The organism is Clostridium sp. JN-9 (genome assembly GCF_004103695.1).
GTDB lineage: Bacteria > Bacillota > Clostridia > Clostridiales > Clostridiaceae > JN-9.
In genome coordinates this window covers 1,104,384-1,124,172 of the sequence record NZ_CP035280.1, presented here as the reverse complement: position 1 = coordinate 1,124,172, position 19,789 = coordinate 1,104,384, and the positions used below count along the sequence as shown (strand labels likewise).

The 19,789-nt window shown below is 32.9% G+C and carries 19 protein-coding genes; 5 read left to right on the top strand and 14 right to left on the bottom strand.

All coding sequences use genetic code 11. The features are described 5' to 3' along the window. Positions 1–215 precede the first annotated feature (215 nt). Positions 216–662: a hypothetical protein gene (locus EQM05_RS05380; RefSeq protein WP_128749085.1), complete on the bottom strand. Its 447-nt coding sequence runs from the start codon at positions 660–662 to the stop codon at positions 216–218. Positions 663–725: 63 nt separating this feature from the next. After that, a complete protein-coding gene (locus tag EQM05_RS05375; RefSeq protein WP_128749084.1) occupies positions 726–1,118 on the bottom strand; it encodes a hypothetical protein in 393 nt (130 codons plus the stop codon). 289 nt (positions 1,119–1,407) lie between these two features. Between EQM05_RS05375 and EQM05_RS05370 the strand changes: the two genes are divergently transcribed. After that, the gene (locus tag EQM05_RS05370) at positions 1,408–2,085 is read left to right on the top strand and encodes a cysteine hydrolase (protein ID WP_128749083.1); all 678 of its coding nucleotides are present in this window, start codon (positions 1,408–1,410) and stop codon (positions 2,083–2,085) included. A 74-nt stretch (positions 2,086–2,159) separates the two neighbouring features. Here EQM05_RS05370 and EQM05_RS05365 read toward each other — a convergent pair whose 3' ends face one another. Continuing rightward, a complete protein-coding gene (locus EQM05_RS05365) occupies positions 2,160–3,623 on the bottom strand; it encodes an MDR family MFS transporter (protein WP_128749082.1) in 1,464 nt (487 codons plus the stop codon). A gap of 322 nt (positions 3,624–3,945) precedes the next feature. Here EQM05_RS05365 and EQM05_RS05360 point away from each other — a divergent pair, with 322 nt between their 5' ends. Continuing rightward, positions 3,946–4,857 carry an IS1 family transposase gene (locus EQM05_RS05360; protein WP_128749081.1) on the top strand — a complete coding sequence of 304 codons (912 nt, stop codon included), beginning with the start codon at positions 3,946–3,948 and terminating at the stop codon, positions 4,855–4,857. Positions 4,858–5,123: 266 nt separating this feature from the next. Here EQM05_RS05360 and EQM05_RS05355 read toward each other — a convergent pair whose 3' ends face one another. From EQM05_RS05355 to EQM05_RS05345, 3 genes are all read right to left on the bottom strand, one after another. Continuing rightward, entirely contained in the window at positions 5,124–7,118 is a 1,995-nt protein-coding gene (locus EQM05_RS05355; protein ID WP_205694198.1) for an ABC transporter ATP-binding protein, read from the bottom strand. A gap of 1,307 nt (positions 7,119–8,425) precedes the next feature. Beyond that, the gene (locus EQM05_RS05350; protein WP_128749080.1) at positions 8,426–10,153 is read right to left on the bottom strand and encodes an ABC transporter ATP-binding protein; all 1,728 of its coding nucleotides are present in this window, start codon (positions 10,151–10,153) and stop codon (positions 8,426–8,428) included. Positions 10,154–10,157: 4 nt separating this feature from the next. Then, on the bottom strand, positions 10,158–10,598 hold the full coding sequence (locus tag EQM05_RS05345; protein ID WP_243108127.1) for a MarR family transcriptional regulator: 441 nt from the start codon (positions 10,596–10,598) through the stop codon (positions 10,158–10,160). Between the two features lie 274 nt (positions 10,599–10,872). Between EQM05_RS05345 and EQM05_RS05340 the strand changes: the two genes are divergently transcribed. Further along, positions 10,873–11,403 (top strand): TetR/AcrR family transcriptional regulator, encoded by a 531-nt coding sequence (locus tag EQM05_RS05340; RefSeq protein ID WP_128749079.1) that lies wholly within the window; start codon positions 10,873–10,875, stop codon positions 11,401–11,403. 24 nt (positions 11,404–11,427) lie between these two features. Continuing rightward, entirely contained in the window at positions 11,428–12,219 is a 792-nt protein-coding gene (locus EQM05_RS05335; protein WP_128749078.1) for a sulfite exporter TauE/SafE family protein, read from the top strand. Positions 12,220–12,245: 26 nt separating this feature from the next. Here the strand turns inward: EQM05_RS05335 and EQM05_RS05330 are convergent, their stop codons facing one another. From EQM05_RS05330 to EQM05_RS05305, 6 genes are all read right to left on the bottom strand, one after another. Then, positions 12,246–13,676 (bottom strand): MFS transporter, encoded by a 1,431-nt coding sequence (locus tag EQM05_RS05330; RefSeq protein WP_128749077.1) that lies wholly within the window; start codon positions 13,674–13,676, stop codon positions 12,246–12,248. Positions 13,677–13,825: 149 nt separating this feature from the next. After that, positions 13,826–14,311 carry a spore coat protein gene (locus tag EQM05_RS05325; protein ID WP_128749076.1) on the bottom strand — a complete coding sequence of 162 codons (486 nt, stop codon included), beginning with the start codon at positions 14,309–14,311 and terminating at the stop codon, positions 13,826–13,828. A 140-nt stretch (positions 14,312–14,451) separates the two neighbouring features. Beyond that, positions 14,452–15,237, bottom strand: a complete 786-nt coding sequence (locus EQM05_RS05320) for an HAD family hydrolase (RefSeq protein WP_128749075.1) — start codon at positions 15,235–15,237, stop codon at positions 14,452–14,454. A 463-nt stretch (positions 15,238–15,700) separates the two neighbouring features. Next, complete coding sequence (yfcE, locus tag EQM05_RS05315) at positions 15,701–16,246, bottom strand: phosphodiesterase (RefSeq protein ID WP_128749074.1); 546 nt, start codon at positions 16,244–16,246, stop codon at positions 15,701–15,703. A 21-nt stretch (positions 16,247–16,267) separates the two neighbouring features. Continuing rightward, the gene (locus EQM05_RS05310) at positions 16,268–16,624 is read right to left on the bottom strand and encodes a hypothetical protein (RefSeq protein WP_128749073.1); all 357 of its coding nucleotides are present in this window, start codon (positions 16,622–16,624) and stop codon (positions 16,268–16,270) included. A 77-nt stretch (positions 16,625–16,701) separates the two neighbouring features. Beyond that, complete coding sequence (locus EQM05_RS05305) at positions 16,702–17,259, bottom strand: NUDIX hydrolase (RefSeq protein WP_128749072.1); 558 nt, start codon at positions 17,257–17,259, stop codon at positions 16,702–16,704. A gap of 270 nt (positions 17,260–17,529) precedes the next feature. Between EQM05_RS05305 and EQM05_RS05300 the strand changes: the two genes are divergently transcribed. Next, the gene (locus EQM05_RS05300) at positions 17,530–18,669 is read left to right on the top strand and encodes an NlpC/P60 family protein (RefSeq protein WP_128749071.1); all 1,140 of its coding nucleotides are present in this window, start codon (positions 17,530–17,532) and stop codon (positions 18,667–18,669) included. Between the two features lie 62 nt (positions 18,670–18,731). Here EQM05_RS05300 and EQM05_RS16130 read toward each other — a convergent pair whose 3' ends face one another. Together EQM05_RS16130 and EQM05_RS05290 are read right to left on the bottom strand one after the other, a co-directional pair. Then, positions 18,732–18,977 (bottom strand): hypothetical protein, encoded by a 246-nt coding sequence (locus EQM05_RS16130; RefSeq protein WP_243108126.1) that lies wholly within the window; start codon positions 18,975–18,977, stop codon positions 18,732–18,734. A gap of 279 nt (positions 18,978–19,256) precedes the next feature. Beyond that, positions 19,257–19,439, bottom strand: a complete 183-nt coding sequence (locus EQM05_RS05290) for a hypothetical protein (protein ID WP_128749070.1) — start codon at positions 19,437–19,439, stop codon at positions 19,257–19,259. Positions 19,440–19,789 lie beyond the last annotated feature (350 nt).

The following is a 19,789-nucleotide window of genomic DNA, read 5'->3' as shown; positions in this document are numbered from 1 at the left end:
ATGGTATCATAAACACAAAAATAAAACATGAGGATATGTATGTATTTATTTTATGTCCTTAGCTGGTTAATTGCAGCAGGCATTATTGCTGTAACAATTTATTTAATATATTTAATAATACGTACAATAAAAACAGCAATAATATCCTCAAATATTATTGCTGTTTTTATCGATGTTTTACACTCTAAAACGGAAACCGTAGATTCATTTGCATTTTACTCTTCTAAATCCTTTAAAAACTTTGGATCTGCTTTAGAAAGATCTATATCCTTTACATGCTTTTGGATATTTATATTTGGGCTTTCCATAGTTCCGCCTAAGGATTTTATTATGTCTTTGGCTTTTTGTTTGTTATTATCATCAGTATTTATGATAACCTTATATTTAATATCTACAATTTCTTCAAAGTCTCCCATGCCGCTTACCATTGGACTTGCCGCCAGCAATGGTGATCTGCCTGTATTTCCATCTGGAGAGCCTGCATTAAGAACCAAATCTGAGTTGCTGGTGGTAGAAAAAAAACTTTCTTCCTTTGGTCTTACATCTGTATTCATCTGATAGTGATCATTTATATCCGAATAGGCTTCAATACCCTGGCCTTTAAGCTTATCAACAGCTTCATTTGCATTTTTTATTCCCTTAAAAAAAGCTTCAAATTTCATAACCTTACCTCCTAGTATAAACCCTTACTCCTTACGTTTAGTTCTTACCTAAGCATGCATTTTTTATGCAAAAACAAATACAGTAGTTAATACTAATGAATATTTATTGAAGCTTATTAGGGTATTGCATAAGCCATGTAATGGCCTTTCGAAACCTTTCAGGTATTTCTGCAAAATGTCCTCCATTATTCCACTGTAGTATAACATTTTCAGATTGAAGCTGTTCTTTAAAAGTGTATAGTCACTGCCCCAGTTTTCTGAATGAACATCCACAACTAAAAATTCCTCACATTCCACATTAAAGTCAGGTTCAATGATTTTCATTATTTCAGATATATCATTTTCTCCATTCATGTATACCACAGAATAATTTCCACACTGAATCTGATAACTTGGCGGCAGATACAATGTGCACTGACACCCCAATACATCTAAGTTATTAATTAAACCCTTCATAGTTTATCTCCTTCAAAAAATCTCTTACCTCTTACCTCTTACTTCTTACTTCTTACCTCAAAAAATCTCTTACCTCTTAGTTCTTAGTTCTTAGTTCTTAGTTCTTAGTTCTTAGTTAAGTTTCATGTCACTTTCTCCAGTATACAACATAATATATGGATATAGACTCATATTAAATAGATTTCAAAGTAAATCATCTATTTAAGTTTCTCAAAAAACTGTAGAAGCATCAGTATTTTTGCTCACTTAAATAGTGATTTACTAAATGAAATTATATAGGAGGATTACTGTGAAATATTTTTGTCCTTTTCATGATAAATGGTATCAATACCACAAGAGAGATAATTTTAATAGCAATAGATTTATCTACGGAAACATAGGAAACATAAGAGTTGATCCTGAAGGCAGTACAATTATCAGCACATGGAATACAGTCCCAGTGCCTCCCCCACCTGAGATTAAATCTGCAGCTGTTACTTCAAAAAACTGTGCTCTTTTAATATTAGATATGGAGACAACCATATGTAAAAGTCCCAGATGTACTTCCACTATCCCAAATATCAAAAGTTTGTTAGATAAAGCCAGAGAAATAGGAATGCTTGTTATATATAGTATTATACCATCAGGAAATCCTTCAGATATTGAAAAGCAGCTGGCGCCTTTACCAAATGAGCTCATTGTGGAGTCCGGCGTAGATAAGTTCTACAATACAAATTTAAATTCAGTATTAAGGGAAAAGGGTATTAAAACTGTTATTATAACGGGCTATGCTGCCAATGGTGTAGTGCTGCATACATCTATCAGCGCTGCTATCCGTGGTTATAAGGTAATCGTACCCGTTGACTGCATGTCTGCAGATATACCCTATGCAGAGCAATACAGTGCATGGCATTTGGCTTACAGTCCTGGAGCAAGAAACAGGATAGCTCTGTCCCAGACTAATTTAATTAGATTTCTAAAGTTATAAATAAAAATTGCAGCTGTAAGCAGTTTATTAAGCTGCTTGCAGCGCTTTTTGAATCTGTGTTATATGAAAATCTTTTATATGGACTCAGTATTGACTTCCCCTGCTGCATTAGGCATTTTTATTGATAAAATCAAGCATAGGCAGGATATAATTATTAATATTATAAATAAAATGTGCAAAGAACTTACTATGGAAAGCTTTATTTGTTCATTTGTTACTGCAGCACTATATGCAGAAGCCTTATATAAATTACTTGGCTCCACTCCTTTAATACCTAGTGCGGCAAAGTATTTCACAATATATAAATTAAATATACTTCCAAATATACTTACTCCAATTGTTTGTCCTAAAGTTCTAAGTAATGAATTAGTAGCAGTTGCTGCACCTCTTTTATTATATCCTACAGATTCCTGAACCATTATGGTTAATGTGGTTAAAGCTCCTCCAAATCCAAATCCCATTATAGTAACATATATTATTACCAATAATAATGGAGATCCTACTCCCAGTGTAGGCAGCAATATTGTGCTCATAATTAAAATAGCGCTGGAAATTAACATAACTGTTTTTCCTCCGTACTTTACTATACATTTTCCTAAAACTACTGAGGCTATAAGCCATGAAATTGACATTGGAACCAGGGTTAATCCCGAAATCTTAGGGCTAAAGCCAAGAACATTTTGAATATATATTGGAAAATACACATCTGAACATATAAGCATAGCCGAAGTTAAAAAACTTATTATGTTTACAATTGTACTTGTTTTGGTAAAGATATCAAAAGGAATAATAGGCTCTTCAGCATTTAATTCTATTTTATAAAATGCTATTAACAATATAAAAGTAATCAAAACTGATATTATGTAAAAAATATTATTATTTTCTTTATTAGTGCTTGATACAAATATGTTCATAAATATAATCATAGCCATGGATAAAGTAATAATACCTGCAAAATCAATTTTATGCTTTTTCTTCTCAAAAACTTCATTTAAGTTTTTTTGAATTAATATTATTGATAATATTCCAAAGGGAATGTTTATAAAAAATATCCAGTGCCATGACAGTACATCTATTAAAACTCCTCCAAAAAATGGTCCTATAAGGCTTGCTACTCCCCAGACTGTGCCTATGATTCCCTGAACCTTGGGTCTTTCTTCAAGTGTAAATACATCACCAACAATTGTATATGTTACTGTAAATATTGAACCTGCTCCCAATCCTTGAATTCCACGAAATGTTATGAGCATATACATATTTTGTGATAATCCACATAAAAAACTGCCAATTAAAAATATAATTATTCCTATTGAAAGCATATTTTTTCTTCCATATAAGTCAGACAATTTGCCATATATGGGAGTAGAAATTGCTGAAGTTAGTAAATATGCTGAAAAAACAAGGCTTATCATTTCAAATCCCTGAAGACTTTTTACAATGGTTGGAATTGCTGTTGTAACAACGGTACCTTCAACTGCTCCTAGAAACATTGCTACAGCCAGTGCTATTAATATATTTCTCTTTCTTGAATCTTTCATTGAGTCACTTCCTCGTAATAAATTGTATTTTTACCCGGACTATATAATTATAGCATATTTATAATCAGTAAAAAGGGGCTGTCGCACAATGAATTTACATAAAATATATTGTAGTATTTATTCTTAAGGCAATAGCCACTTAAATTTTAGGTTTTTGGTCAAAGCCGAAAATCAGCATTTTTTAATTTTTAGCCTTATCCTTCTCCGATACTGTTAGCTAAACATATATGGCCCTTTTAAATAATGATGTTGATATGAATAGGACAATCCTCTAATGGTAATAATTAAAATACCTACATATTACTGAAGGGATTGGATTACTATGGAGAATAAAAAATGTACTGATATAAATATATTATCTTATTTTGCTTCATTAAGACATGATTCTGAAAGGAAATGCCCATACTGTGGCTGCACCCATACAGTGCTATACGGAAAATACAATGGTAAACAAAGAGATATATGCAAAAGCTGCAAAAAAACCTTTAATGATTTTACAAACACACCAATTGCAAGGACTCACTTTCCTGATAAATGGGAATCATTCATTAGATGTACCCTGAAGGGCTTGTCACTTAAGGCGGCAGCCAAAGAAATTGGCGTTTCTTATGTAACACTATTTTACTGGAGGCACAAGCTGCTTTCTGCTTTAAAAATGGTTAAACAAAATAAAATGCAGGGAAAGTTTGAACTTGAAAATTTTTTCTTAAAATTTTCCCGGAAGGGACAGAAAAGCATTGAACATAATGAAAGGAGAGTTCATGATCAAAGCGTAAGTTACATTAATATCAGCAATAATAAAGTCTGCGTTATTACAGCATTGGATTCACATAAAAATATTTATTCCAGGGCAGTTGGCACAGGACGTATAAATGCAATGGATATGGAAAATTATATTGGAAAAATATTAAATAAAAATAAGCAGGCAGTCTCAAGGCCGAAAAGCTTTTTTGCCTTGTTCTTTAAAAGAAAGAAAATAAGGGAGATCAATAAATATCTTGATAATAGCTCTGAAGCAGTAAAATATAGACGTGACTGCATGGAATGGATGTACCGTTTTAGAGGAGTAGCAACAAAGTATTTAAATAATTATTTAAGCTTATTCAAATTCTTAAAGAGTTCTAATTTTAATAATATTTCATCTACAATAAATAAATTTATAGAAGCAATAAGTAAAATTAATATTGAGAATACATATATAAATATGAGAAATGCTGAAATTAGTTTTAATTGACCTGTCCCTACGGGAATTTGTTACTTTATCAACACTATTGAATAAAAGAGCCATATACCTAAAGCAGGAAAGGTTAAGGAACAAACTTGGTTCTTAAAACGTATGACTCACTCAATCAATTGAGTTTTAAGATTTTCTGCCAAAGCAGAAAATCTACATTATTTGTTCTTTATTCTTTAATCTTTAGTTTCAGCCTTCAATAAAAAATGAGCCTTGCATCAGCAGTTTTAACTGCTAATGCGACAGCCCCTTTTATATACATAATATTAGATTGCATCATTCTCCAGGCTTGCACCTGTGAACTGGCTGTTATAAAGATCTGCATAGAAGCCGTTCTTACTTAGCAGTTCCTTATGATTACCCATTTCAATAATTTTTCCTTTATTCATAACTAAAATAAGCTCAGCATCACGTATAGTGGACAATCTGTGTGCAATTACAAAGCTTGTTCTGCCTCTCATTAAATTAGCCATAGCCTTTTGAATTAATACCTCTGTTCTAGTATCAACACTGCTGGTTGCTTCATCTAAAATTAAAATTGTAGGATTTGCAAGTATTGCACGGGCTATAGTTAACAGCTGTTTTTGTCCCTGTGAAATATTAGTTCCTTCTTCATTAAGAACAGTATCGTAGCCCTGAGGCAGTGTTCTTATAAAGTGATCTGCATGTGCTGCCTTTGCTGCACGGACAATGTCATCCATTGAAGCTCCATCTTTACCGTAAGCTATATTGCCCTTAATTGTGCCATTATAAAGCCATGTATCCTGAAGCACCATACCAAACATTTTACGAAGCTCGCTTCGTTTGATACGATTTATATTAACACCGTCAACTTTTATTTCACCTGAATTAATTTCATAAAATCTCATTAACAAATTAACAAGGGTTGTTTTACCAGCGCCTGTAGGTCCAACAATGGCAATTGTATGTCCTTGTTTTACCTCAAGGTTCATGTCTTCTATAAGAGGTACATCTTCAACATATTTAAAATCAACATGCTGGAATGTAACTTCTCCCTTTGGGTTTTCTATTACTACTGTATCACTGCTGTCAGGAAGTTCCTCTTCCTCATCTAATATCTGGAATACACGCTCAGCACATGCAATAGTTGACTGAATAATATTTGCTATATTTGCAGTCTGAACAATAGGCATAGTAAATGATCTTGAATATTGTATAAATGCGATTATATCACCTAATCCAAGCAGGCCCTTTGTTATCCAAAATCCGCCCACTACACTTATTCCAACATAACCAAGGTTACTTATAAAGTTCATAAGTGGGAACATTATGCCGGAAACAAATTGAGCTCTCCAGCCTGCATTATTAAGTCTGCTATTTATAGCTTCAAACTCTTCTATTGATTCCTTTTCATGTCCAAAGGCTTTTACTATTTTGTGACCAGTATACATTTCCTCAACATGTCCACTTAGCAAACCAATTTCCTTCTGCTGATTAGTAAAATATTTTTGCGACTTCTTTGCTATAAATACTGTAGCAAAAACATAAAGAGGCAGTGTTGCTATTACTATAAGTGTGAGAACAGGGCTTATAGTAAGCATCATAATAATGTAGCCTATTATTGTAATAACAGATGTAATTATCTGTGTTAAACTTTGCTGCAATGTAGTTGCAATAGTATCCACATCATTAGTGACACGGCTTAAAATATCCCCGTGAGAATGACTGTCAAAATATTTCAGCGGCAGTCTTCCAATCTTTTCATCTACTTCTCTTCTAAGGTCTCTCACTGTGTTCTGTGAAACCCCGGACATCACTAGGCCCATAATTAAGCTGAAAAGCGAACTTATTAAATACATGCCCATTAAAATTAATATAATGGTTCCAATGTAGTAGAAATCATATTGTCCATTGGTTTCCCTAATTGCTGTAATTGCTGCATTTATCTGATCATCAGTAAATTTCACATCGCTTTTAGGATTTGATGGAGCATTTTTCATGCTGCTGCTCATCTGTTTTCCTAAATCCATAATTTTTTCAGCTACATCTGCTTTTTCATTAGCATTAGTAAGTGTATCTAATTTTGGAAGTGCAATAAACTGCTGTACAGCTTTTATGCTTTTTGTATCCATTTTATTTTTTGAGTCACTACTACTTGTGGTTGTACCCATATCAGGCATTTTACTGAATAAATCAAGCATTTGATTTAAAACCTTTGTTTTTTCACTTTGATCAGTAATCGTACTTAACATAGGCAGATTAATTAATTCCTTAACAGTTTTAAGCTGCTCTGCATCCATTGTATTACCAGACTGAGTGGTTTTGCTGTTTGTCTTTGGCATTTTGCTGAATAAATCAATTAATTTACTTACAGCTGCGGTTTTTTCCTTTGAATCTTTAATAGTGCTTATATCAGGCAGCCCCAGTAAATCATTAATAGTCTGCAGGTCTGAAGCATTCATTTGACTTCCGGATCCTGAGGATGACATATCAGGCATACTCTTAAATATATCAACAAGCTGAACTAAAGTATTTCTTTTTTGCACTGGATCTTTAATGTCATTAAGCATGGGAAGCTTCAATAATTTTTGAACAGCATCTGTTGCATTTTTATCCACTTTGGCATTTGAGCCTGATGATTTAACAGTAAAATCATTCATTTGTGCGATTTTATTGTATACCTTATTCATTGTTGCTGCATCAAGCTGCATGGAGCTTTGTGCCTGACTGCTGCCTCCAGGCATTTTCTTTGATAAATCCATGAACTTTTTAATTACACTTACTCTTTCATTTCCGTTTTTAACAGTGTCCAGCATTGGAAGATTTAATAAATCTTTTAATGAAGCAAGTGAATTTTTATCTATCTTATCATTTGATGGCATTTCCTGAAGTATATCAATAAATTGCAGAGTAGTTCTAACTCTTGTGGCTCTGTCATTAGTTGCATCTATCATTGGAAGATTCATAAAGCTTTGAATAGTTTCTAAAGTTTTAGGATCCTGCTTTGTCACTGGAGCCCCGCTTTGAGCTGCCTGCTGCATTTGCTGCATCTGCTGCTGCACCTCTGACAGCATGGTCTTTTGTGTTCCAGCCATTTGTGCAGTTATTTTATCTACAGCTGTCTTTTGTCCTGATGCCACTCCCTGATAAACCTGCACAGCCATTGCCTTTAATATCTCATCTGAGGCTTTAACCTGAGCATCACCCATACTTGTGCTAATCTGGTCTATGGATTTTTTCTGTGCATCAGCCATACTGTCATTTATTTTACCAACAGCCTCACTTTGAACGTCTCCCATTTTATTATTAAGCTGACTTACAGCTTCATTCTGGCCCTTTGACATTTCCGACACCATCTTACGTGCCATATAAGCATCCTGAAGTTTATTCATTGCTTTACCTGCTACCTTTGGGCCCACTATGGCAAATGTGGTACTTGCAATAGCCAGTATGAAAACAATTATTAAATTCATTTTATGAGGTCTTAAATAGGTAAGAAGTCTTTTAAAGCTGCCTTTAAAGTCCTTTGCTTTTTCTACTGGTGCTCCCATACCCATTGGGCCGCCTCTATGCCCTCCTGTATGTCTTTCATGCCTTCTGTTTTCCTTCATGCTAATTCCTCCTCTGAAAGCTGTGAGGATACAATTTCACGGTATACATCACATTTATCTAATAATTCTTTATGAGTTCCCATTCCTACAATGGAACCTTCATCTAATACTATAATTCTATCCGCATTCATAACTGTACCTACTCTTTGTGCAACAATAATTACAGTTGATTCCTTTGTTTCCTTATTAAGTGCTGCTCTGAGTTTAGCATCAGTCTTGAAGTCAAGGGCTGAAAAGCAGTCATCGAAAATGTATATTTCGGCTTTTCTTGCCAGTGCACGTGCTATGGAAAGACGCTGTTTCTGACCTCCTGATACATTAGTACCTCCCTGGGCAATTTCGTGATCATAGCCGCCCTCCATGGTATCTATAAAATCAGAAGCCTGTGCAACCTTAGCTGCATGTTTCACTTCTTCATCAGTTGCATTATCATTTCCAAATCTAATGTTTTCAGATACTGTTCCAGAGAACAATATGGCTTTTTGAGGTACAAATCCTATTTTATTTCGAAGATTTTCCTGGGAAATATCTCTCACGTCTACCCCGTCAACTAAAATACTTCCGCTTTCAGTATCATAAAATCTTGGAATCAGGTTTATCAAAGTGGATTTACCAGCACCTGTACTTCCTATAATTGCAGTTACTTCACCTGGCTTTGCTGAAAAGGAAATATTTTTAATAGCAGGCTCTTCAGCTCCATGATAGCTGAATGTAACATTTTTAAATTCAACATATCCTTTAACATGAAAACTATCTTTTGTTTCTTTGGCATCTGTTATTTCAGGTACAGTGTCAAGCACTTCATTAATTCTTACAGCTGCAGCCTGAGCACGTGGAACCATAATAAACATCATTGCCATCATAAGCATTGACATCATTATCTGCATAGCATACTGAGTGAATGCTGAAAGAGCGCCTAAATCCATACTTCCTTCACTTACACGTATACCTCCGAACCAAAGTATTGCAAGTGATGTAAAATTCATAATAAGCATAATGGATGGCATCATAAATGCCATTATCCTGTTAACCTTAATGTAGTTATTTGTAAGATCCACATTGGCATCATCAAATCTCTTTGTTTCTTTATCTACTGTATTAAAAGCACGGATAACTCTTATTCCTGTAAGCTTTTCACGTAAAACCAGATTGATTTTATCAACTTTTACCTGGACAAGCTTAAAAAGAGGTATCATTTTTGATGCAATAATTCCTACAACTAGTGCAAGCACAGGAATTGCTACTGCCAAAACCAATGTAAGAGGTTTATCTTTTCTCATGGCCATAATAATGCCGCCAATAGCCATTATGGGCGCACTTATCATAAGACGCATTATTACAACTGTAACAGTCTGGATCTGTGTTATATCATTTGTTGTTCTTGTTATAAGAGTTGCAGTACCAAGTTTATCAAATTCGTGTAATGAATAGCTCTCAACTCTTTTAAATACTTTACTTCTTAATATTGCTCCAAGTCCTGATGAAGATTTTCCAGATAAGAAACTTGCTGTGATTGAGCAGATAACTCCACCTGCAGCTACTAAAAGCATTATTCCCCCAATATGGAGAATTTTATTAGTATCTCCCTGCATGACTCCATCATTTATAATATCTGCCATTAAAGTTGGAAGATAAAGATCTCCCAAGGATTGTAAAGTTACGAAAAATACTACACCTATAACCATTGCAGTATAGGGCTTTAAAAATTTATACAGCCTTAACATAAAACTACCTCTCTTTGCCGTTCAATATTCTTTTTAAAATATTTAATCCTTCAATTACTTTCTCCAGCTCTTCAGGAGTACCTGAACTAAGTGAATCCTCAAAGTTTTTTTCTATTTCCTTGTGAAAACCCTTATGTACTTCTTTAAACTTTTCTGTGACACTTACGAAAACAGTTCTTCTATCCTCCTCACTTCTTGTCCTTTCAACCATTCCCTGCTTTTCCAGTCTGTCCACTATACCTGAAACTGTACTATTTGACAGATTTACCTTTTTACTTAGCTCACTTATCTTCATCTCACCAGATTTAAACAATGTAAAAACCACCAAAGTTTGTGGAATAGTCAGCCCGCCGATTCCAAAGTTTTTGCGCATGCAGTGTTTAAAATTTTTATTTACTTCGAAAAAAAGCCTTGCTACCTCAGCCTTTGTATTTTCTGTATACAACTTAGTTACCTCCTCTTATAGATTTTATAATAAATTAGTTTGGACAAGTAATATTCGTATAAGATTATTTCGCATACGAATAATTATATCACCCTTGATATTTTAGTCAATATAATTATAAATAAAATGTTAAATAAATTTATGATTTATGCTTACTTGTTTACAAATAAAAAATAATATCATATAATGATGTTGTAATCTAAATGAACAATGGTTCATAATAAGGAGGTGGAACTTTATTCCTAAGATAATAAAGGATGTAGAAAAAACTATCATGAATTGTGCTGCAGAGTTATTTATTCAGCACAGCTATTCATATGTGGACATGAGAATGATATCAAAAAAATCCGGTGTGGCTGTAGGAACTCTATATAACTACTATGAAAACAAGAAGCATCTTTATATAAGCATAATTAAGGAAAGCTGGCAGAATACATTTCAAAACCTTGATAACCTTAGAAATCTTAATGCTTCTCCTGAAGAAAAGCTTAGGAAATTCATAAATATACTTTATGATGATATTGAAGCAAGAAGCGGTTTGGGCAGGGAGCTAATTGACCCCACCGAGGTCGAACTTATGGAAGATGATGAAATTAAGGATTTAAAGAGCAGCTTAATGTTAAGATTATCAAATTTCTTTAATTGTCTTGATAAGAAAGAAAGTCTTAATAAATGTTCCAACCTTGATGCAAGGCTGGCAGAATTATTGGTAACATGCACATTAACAATGTATGAATTACATCCAGATGATAAGGAAGAAAATATCAGCTTTTTAGTTGAATTTATGAAATTATCTATTAAATAATATAGCAAAAGGGGATATATTTTTATGAGTTTTGGATTTTATTTATTAGCAATATGTATTGGTATTGTCACAGGAGGCATAACAAGTCTTATAGGCGCCAGCGGAGTTATGATCATAGTACCTGTTTTGACTATGCTTTTTAAAACCAGCGTCCACACTGCAATTGGTACAAGTTTATTTGTGGATGTTATAGCTTCTTTAACGGTAGCTTATTCTTATTATAAAAATGGCAACATAGATCTTAAATCAGGTATCTGGATAGCAATAACTTCTATTATTGGAGCTCAGATAGGTGCTTCCATTGCAAGTAAAATGGGAGAAAGCAATTTGTCTTCAAGCTTTGGAATTGTTTTGATTATTGCCGGTATAGCAATGTTTCGTAAAAGCTATAAAGAAAAAGGTGATAATGAAAATTCGCTAAGTAAGTTAATTAATTTTAAAAAGAAGTGGCAGAAAATAGTGTCTGCCTTAATTATAGGATTAGGCATAGGTATTTTAAGCGGTATATTTGGAGCAGGCGGCGGAGTTATGGTACTTCTGGCATTAATTATATTATTGGCATTTTCTCTTCATAAAGCTATTGGTACTTCAACACTTATAATGGCTATAACAGCTCTTTCATCCACTATAGGTTATGCAGCCAGAGGAAATATAAACATTGTACTTGGTATATTCCTATCCATTGGAGCTGTTACAGGAGGAATTTTAGGTTCACGATATGCCAATAAAGTTAACGAAAAAACTTTGGAAAAGATTGTAGGTGTATGTTTTACTATTATGGGTGCAGTTATGACTGCTATTGAAATATTCAAATAAATTTCTATAAAAAAAGAGGTGAAGGTTTATATGCCTTCGCTTCTTTTTGCTTTTCTTTTATACATTCTCATAACTGTAATTATTACTCCAATAGCACATATAAATGCTGCTGTAATATAAACCACTTTCATTCCATATAGGAAAGCCTGATTCTGCCCTTCAACAAAGTTTGTAACCTTGTAACCTATTTTATAGCTCATTCTGTTATAAAGCAGCACCACAGAAAATGCTATACCTGAAACCATTCCCATATTTCTTACAAGGGCATTTATACTTCCAGCAACCCCCAACTTATTTTTAGGAACGCAGGACATTACTATAGAATTATTTGGGGATTGAAATAATCCGCTTCCAATTCCTATTAATGCAACTCTGAAAATTATATCTCCATAACTTGACTGTCCATTCAAAAATGCTGTTAAGACAAGTCCAAGTGCAATAAAAGCAAGTCCAAACACTGTTATGATTTCAGATCCTACTTTGTCTGAGATATACCCACTTATTGGAGCCACAATTCCTATGCATATTGGTGAAACTATCATTAATAATCCTGACATTCCAGGTGATGCCTTTATGATATACTGAAGATAAAAAGGATGAATTATATTCATTGAAAACATAGCTAAAAATGATATAAAGCCGCAGAAAAGACTTATATCAAACAATTTATTATCAAACATTGAAAAATCCAGCATTGGATTTTCAGCTTTTTTCTCAGTAAAGTAAAAAATAATTATACTTATAATGCTTATAATAAATCCGCTTATAATGAGGTAATTTGCCCATCCCATTTTTTCTCCGCTTAATACTGACCATAATAATGAAACTATGAAAATAATAAAAAGTAAAGATCCTTTAATATCAAAGCCTTTTGATTTTTCTATAACCTCTTTTTTAGGCAGCAATCTTAATCCCATGACAAGACCAACTATAACAATAGGTAGGTTTATAAGGAAAATAGACTGCCAGTTAAAAAATTCTACAATAAATCCGCCTATAGGAGGTCCCAGCATAGTACCAAGTGCTACTGTGGTTCCCGACAAGCCCAGTGCTCTTCCCCTTTCATTAGGAGGAAAAACAGCTGCAATAAGGCCCTGATTTGTTGCCATAAACATTGAAGCACCTACAGCCTGAAATATTCTTGAAAAAATAAGAAATTCCAAGCTATTAGACAGTGCACATAACAGGGAGCCAGTGCCGAATATCATAAATCCAAGTAAAAATATTTTGGATTTTCCTATTCTATCTGCTATTTTACCAAAAATAACAATGAAAGCCGATATAACTATAAGATAACTGGTAACAACCCACTGTATACTGTCAAGCCCCACTCCCAAATTCTTTGACATTACAGGTAGAGCAACATTTACAATGCTGCTGTCCAAAGTTGACATAAGTGTTCCCAGTACCACTACGCTAAGTATTTTCCATCTGTTTTTAAGAATTAAACTCTCCATTTATGAAACTCCATTTCTCTTAATATAAATATAATAGCACACCTACCATGTAATATCTATATAATGTATTTAGTTGATTGACCATATAAAAAAATAGAGCCAGGTTCATTCTACTGAACCCAGCTCTTGAACCTGGCTCTTCTGAAATATTATTTTACATTGTACATTCCGTGGCTGTTCATGTAATTAAACAGTTCTTCGCCATGTTTCTGCTCTTCCTGCTGAATATGCTGCATTGCCTGCCTTACTGCAGGGCTTGCAGATTCAAAGACATCGCTGTCATATGTTCCTGAAACATATTTTTCAGTGGATAATAAATCTGTACATAGCATTTTATCACGCTGATTGCCTTGCTGAGTGCCGGCAGTTCCCTGGGAAGTATTCTGCTGAGCAGTACCCTGCTGACTTTGAAGATTAAGTCCAGCATGACTTAAATTTGGCTGCTGCCCTTGAAGCATTTGATTAACAATATCATGGTGATGCTGTTCTTCACCTGAAAGTCTGTTAAAAAGCTGCTTCAGCTGCGGATCCTGAGTCTGGCCTGAATAGTTGTTGTATTTTTCAATACAAACCTCCTCTTGGATTTTTGCGTCCTCCAGAAACATTCTTTCTTTTTGACTAAGTTGTAAATTCATATTAATATCACCTCTAGTGATATTTTAGGCAACAATTGTCCACATTATACATTTGACAATATTCGGGTGCTACCTGGTTACATTCGACGATATTCGGGTGCTACCTGGTTACATTCGATAGTATTCGATTGCATTCAACTCTAAAGTATAAATCTTTCTATACCCAGTGCTACCCCATCCCTCTGAACCTCATCTGTTACTTTATCTGCATGGCTTTTAACCATATCACTGGCATTTCCCATAGCAATGCCGCATCCTACTGCCTCAAGCATTTCTATATCATTTGTATCGTCTCCAAATGCATAGCTGTTTTCCAAAGGGATATTTAAATATTTCAGCACTTTCTTTATGCCTGATGCTTTTGAGTCTCTTCTTGAATAAAGTTCAAATACACTGTTTGATGAATCCAAGCCGTAGTTGTAATCCTCATTTACTTTAGAAAAGCAGTAATCCAAAGCCTGTTTACTGCCATACAGCATTTCCATTTTAAATACATCAACTTTGTCAATATCATAGTCACCTGTTAAGTATCTTCTTGATATACCGTAGTTGTCATAATATGAATATAATCTTTCAAAATCATTATTCAGATAAGAATATTTTTCTCCCTGCAGTATGTATTGAATATTAAGCTTGTCACAATTTAATACTAATTCCTTTGTAAAATTCTTATTAAATGGCTTCTTATATATCAATTTGTCTCCAAGTCTTACCTGGGCACCATTTGTAAAAATATATCCGTCAAAACCAAAATTTAATATTTCGCTGCTTATAAAAGCATATGGCCTGCCGCTGGCTATAAAAACATAATTACCTTCATTCTGCAGTTCTCTTATTGCTTTTTTCACTGCAGGAGTAATATCTGTTATTCCATTAAGACAGTCCAATAATGTTCCATCAATATCAAAAAAAACAGCTTTTTTCATTAACCCATTCCACCCTATTTATCATATTTTATAAACTGTTAAGTTACCTTATTCCATCACAATTATATCATATAATATAAAATATTAATTAAAGGTAATTTTACAATAAATATTAAATCCAAATTGAGTTTTTTACTAAATAATTTTATGCAAACAAATACTCTTACCTGCAATAATTGAAATAAGTTTATTATCAAATATTGTAAGCAAGAGTATTCTTTTTAGTTAAAGTTAATTATCCATTTATTATGCATTAATGATAATCACCTTTAAAGCTATAAGCCCCCAGCATAATAAAAATCCAGCAGCTAAAATTCCTAAAATGATAAGCACTGTTTTAAACTTATTAATCTTTTTTTCCATAAAAGCCCCCCACGTCTTTAAAATTAAATATACTCATATAAAATTATAATAGTAACTTTTTCACTGTTATCCCCATTTTTATTCGCCACAAATCTAATATTTAAACTAATTTAATTTCATTTATTACTGCTCCGTCTAACTTCTTTATACTAATAATATCATCTTCTAAAACAGCATAAGAATTTATTCCGTTACCCTTTGGGAATGTTATTGATCCTGGATTTACAACAAATATATCCCCTTTTTTCTCAGCCTTTGACACATGAGTATGACCATATAAAAATACATCTCCATGTTTAAGCTTTGGCATATTATCCTCACTATATATATGACCATGAGTTAAAAATAAACGTCTGTTATTGTATAGTATTATTGAATAAGCTGCTAACATTGGAAAATTAAGCACGGTTTCATCAATTTCACTGTCACAATTCCCCCTTACAGCTATAATTTTATCTGCATATTTATTTAAAAGCTTTGTTACTTCCTGAGGATTATACTGTTCTGGCAATGGATTTCTTGCGCCATGATAAAGCTCATCACCTAAAATTCCAATATAATCTGCCCTTTCTCTTTCAAAAGCTTCTAATGCTTTTTTTGTATAATAAAGCGAACCATGTATATCTGACATAAAAAATATTTTCACTTTTGTTTCCTCCTATGTTTATTATAAATTTATAATTTTATAGTGTTTTTTTAGTTTATCTAATCTTATACCATATTCTTCTTCACTAAAATAACCGGCTTCCTTTAATTCTATAAGTATCCTGTCATATTTCTCATATTGCTCATGATTTTCTTTTTTTATTCTTATATTACTATATATTTTAATTGTTTCCTCTATTTCATCAGGGTTAAGTACTCCTATATCCCGCAGTTTTACTAAGTCTCCAGAGTCCTGTTTATATGATTTTAAGTCTTCATTTTTATTCAGCAATGGACTAATTGCCAGCCTAACTGCAAAATAAGTTATAACAAACAAAAAAATTGCTAATATTAAAATTAAGGTTATATCCATTTTCATTAAGCCTCCAAGCCCTATTACTTTGTAAATAATATGATTCCTGATATTAAAAGATTATCAAATGGTGGATCTTCATTTTATAACTCCCTGATTTTACGTATTATTTTATTATATATTTTCTTCATGTGTGGTTCATTGGAATACTTATCTATTTCATTCATAGGTATCCACTGAACTCCGCTGTTCTCATCAGGTTTAACCTTAAGTGTGTCATTTTCATCTGCTTCCATTAAATAAGCAGCAGATATATGCAGATGAGGCGCCACATACTTTTCTCTTTTTATATGCCCCTGCACAGGTATAATATCCAATGATATGATATTTTCACTAACAACAAAAATATTTTTTACTCCTGTCTCTTCCTTAACCTCCTTTATTGCCACATGCAGCAGATCCTCATCTCCATCCGCATGTCCGCCTGTCCAAGCCCATGTATTGTAAATATTATGATGTACCATCAAAACTTTATCTCTGCTTTTATTCACCACAAATCCTGAACTTGTCATGTGAATTATTTCATTATCCCTTGTAAGCAGATCATGAAACATATCCATAGATTTTAAAATAATTTCTTTATCCTTTTTTTCCTGCTCATTTAAAGTTTTATAATTTTTTATTGATTCAATCCAGTTCATATTTTATCTCTCTTTCGTTACTAAAATTCATAATAAATTACAGGCCCTTAGCCGCCTATTCCTGTAGGCCTGCTTTCTATTTATTATATTCTACAAATGGATCTGATATCCTTTATGATTTGAAATCTTCTGCATATGCATTCTGAAATTTTTTTGTCTAAAGATTTTACTTTTTTAGTTTCTTTGTGTTATAATGCTTGTAACAAGTTAATTGGGACTTTTATGGTAAATTCTGATTAATAAACATTTATATACAAGGGGGATGAAAATTTGAATAAAAAATTAGTTTCAACCATAATTATACTTTCTGTTACTCTCAACGTTGGTATTACAACTGTTCACGCAGATACTGCATCGGATAAAGCTAAAATTCAACAGGTTCAGGCTCAGCAAAGTAATATTGAAAGTAAAATTAGTATGATGGATAATCAAATTGAAAAAATTATGTCTAAAATAGACGATAATAAAAAGAATATAGCAAAAACACAGACAGAAATTAAACAGTCTGAAAAAGATTTGCTAAAAGCCGAGGATGATATTAAAGCTGAACAAAAGCTTTATGGCGAAAGATTGAGGGAAATGTACATAAATGGTTCCTCTAGTTATTTGGACATCATACTGGGTTCAAAAAATATGAGTGACCTCTTATCAAGGGTGGAAAACATAACAAAGGTAATTAACTTTGATCAGAATGTTATTAATGATTATCAAGCAAAAAAATCTGCAATTGATTCAAAGAAATCTGCACTTAATGCAGAAAATGAAAAACTGCTTTCTTTAAAGGGTTCTAATGAGAAGGAATTAGCTGATTTAAATAAGCAAAAATCAGATGAAACTGCATTAATAGCACAGCTAAAGGATCAGGAAACAAAATACAGTGCTCAGTTAGCTGCAGATCAAGCTGCAGTAGCTGCAAGTATGGCTTCAATAAAACAAATAAGAAGTTCAGCACCTAGTTTAAAAACCTCAACTGCAAAATCTGGAAGTTCAGTGTCCAGACCAATTGCTTCAAGAGGAGGATCTCCAGTTTCTTCAGGATCTTCAGCTTCAAGAGGAGGATCTTCAGTTTCTTCTAATTTAGTTCTGGCATATGCCTCAAATTTCCTTGGTGTTCCTTACGTTTGGGGTGGGACAAGCCCTTCTGGCTTTGACTGCTCAGGCTTTGTTCAATATGTATACTCTCATTTTGGAGTAGGTCTGCCAAGAACATCAGAAGCTCAGCAAAATGTAGGACAATATGTTTCAAGAGGTGATTTGCAGCCTGGAGATTTAGTATTCTTTGGAAGTCCAGCTCACCATGTTGGAATATATGTTGGTAACGGAAACATGATAGATGCACCTCACACTGGTGATGTAGTTAGAATTCAACCTTTATTCGGTGATTTTACTAATGGACGCAGAGTAAACTAACAAATAAAAACAGCTGACTATATAACTAGTTATGTAGTCAGCTTATTATTGAAAAAATTTTATTACACTAACAATTCATTTAGAGATCTTATTATAGGATATCTCACTTCTTCTTCAGTTTTAACAAACAATATTTCATTAATATGACTGCATGCCTTTTCCATAGCTGAATACATTTGCTCTTTTTTGTATACAGCCTTGCTTTTCTTTATAATATTGAAAAAATTAGGAGTAATAAACCAGTGACCTGTAGAAGGTACATTTAAAGTACGACCTGAATCAAATAAAATTGCTTTAATATTACTCATATACATATTCCTTTCATAAAGTTATTTATGTTCCATATTCCCAAATCATAATTATTTTATATTCTCCATAAATGTAAAAATACCTTTAAAATATCATATTACATTTAAGTTTCAGCTTAACCGTCCCTTAAATTTAAGTTTCAGCTTAACCGTCCCCTATTAGCCTAAAAAAATACCTGTGTATGGCTTTGTAGTCATATACAGGTTTATATTATTTATTTCCCCTAAAATTAACCCAAGTAATATTTAAATTTTTAATTAACCGTCCCTATTATCAGCTTAAGCTATAAAGCTGTCATAATATGCATCCTTGTTAATTTTATCAATATCATTGTTTTTGTCCATATTATAAAATTTAGAGATATAACTTAGAAATTCTTGCTTTGAAACTCCAGCCTCTTTTACCAGACCATCAAACTCCTTTAATATTTTCTCAGGAATTACAGTTTTACCGTTTTTCATAATATACACTCCCCATATTTAATATATACTATATTATATTATGATTATAAATTAATTATGACACATATTTGTTAATTTTTAATCATATAATATGCAATTTAATTTTATTTAACATATATAGTATATCACTTATAAAAATAAAGTAAAGTTAATTATAGTATTTTCAATAAATTTCTTACCGCTGATTTCAACATAAATGTAAACTTCTAATTAACCGTCCCCCAAAATAAATGCAAATTTCAGCTTAACCGTCCCCTAAAAAATCCCCTAAAAAACCTAAAAAAGGATGAAATATTGGCAAAACAATGGTAAAATATTACCATACACATTATTTTAAAGACGAGGGGGTA

Coding starts and splice junctions, on each gene's coding strand:
- EQM05_RS05380 (WP_128749085.1), bottom strand. CDS start 662: ATGAAATTTGAAGCTTTTTTTAAGGGAATAAAAAATGCAAATGAAGCT.
- EQM05_RS16130 (WP_243108126.1), bottom strand. CDS start 18,977: ATGAGTAATATTAAAGCAATTTTATTTGATTCAGGTCGTACTTTAAAT.
- EQM05_RS05365 (WP_128749082.1), bottom strand. CDS start 3,623: ATGAAAGATTCAAGAAAGAGAAATATATTAATAGCACTGGCTGTAGCA.
- EQM05_RS05350 (WP_128749080.1), bottom strand. CDS start 10,153: ATGTTAAGGCTGTATAAATTTTTAAAGCCCTATACTGCAATGGTTATA.
- EQM05_RS05330 (WP_128749077.1), bottom strand. CDS start 13,676: ATGGAGAGTTTAATTCTTAAAAACAGATGGAAAATACTTAGCGTAGTG.
- EQM05_RS05375 (WP_128749084.1), bottom strand. CDS start 1,118: ATGAAGGGTTTAATTAATAACTTAGATGTATTGGGGTGTCAGTGCACA.
- EQM05_RS05325 (WP_128749076.1), bottom strand. CDS start 14,311: ATGAATTTACAACTTAGTCAAAAAGAAAGAATGTTTCTGGAGGACGCA.
- EQM05_RS05320 (WP_128749075.1), bottom strand. CDS start 15,237: ATGAAAAAAGCTGTTTTTTTTGATATTGATGGAACATTATTGGACTGT.
- EQM05_RS05310 (WP_128749073.1), bottom strand. CDS start 16,624: ATGAAAATGGATATAACCTTAATTTTAATATTAGCAATTTTTTTGTTT.
- EQM05_RS05290 (WP_128749070.1), bottom strand. CDS start 19,439: ATGAAAAACGGTAAAACTGTAATTCCTGAGAAAATATTAAAGGAGTTT.
- EQM05_RS05360 (WP_128749081.1), top strand. CDS start 3,946: ATGGAGAATAAAAAATGTACTGATATAAATATATTATCTTATTTTGCT.
- EQM05_RS05340 (WP_128749079.1), top strand. CDS start 10,873: ATGAATTGTGCTGCAGAGTTATTTATTCAGCACAGCTATTCATATGTG.
- EQM05_RS05305 (WP_128749072.1), bottom strand. CDS start 17,259: ATGAACTGGATTGAATCAATAAAAAATTATAAAACTTTAAATGAGCAG.
- EQM05_RS05355 (WP_205694198.1), bottom strand. CDS start 7,118: ATGGATGCAGAGCAGCTTAAAACTGTTAAGGAATTAATTAATCTGCCT.
- EQM05_RS05335 (WP_128749078.1), top strand. CDS start 11,428: ATGAGTTTTGGATTTTATTTATTAGCAATATGTATTGGTATTGTCACA.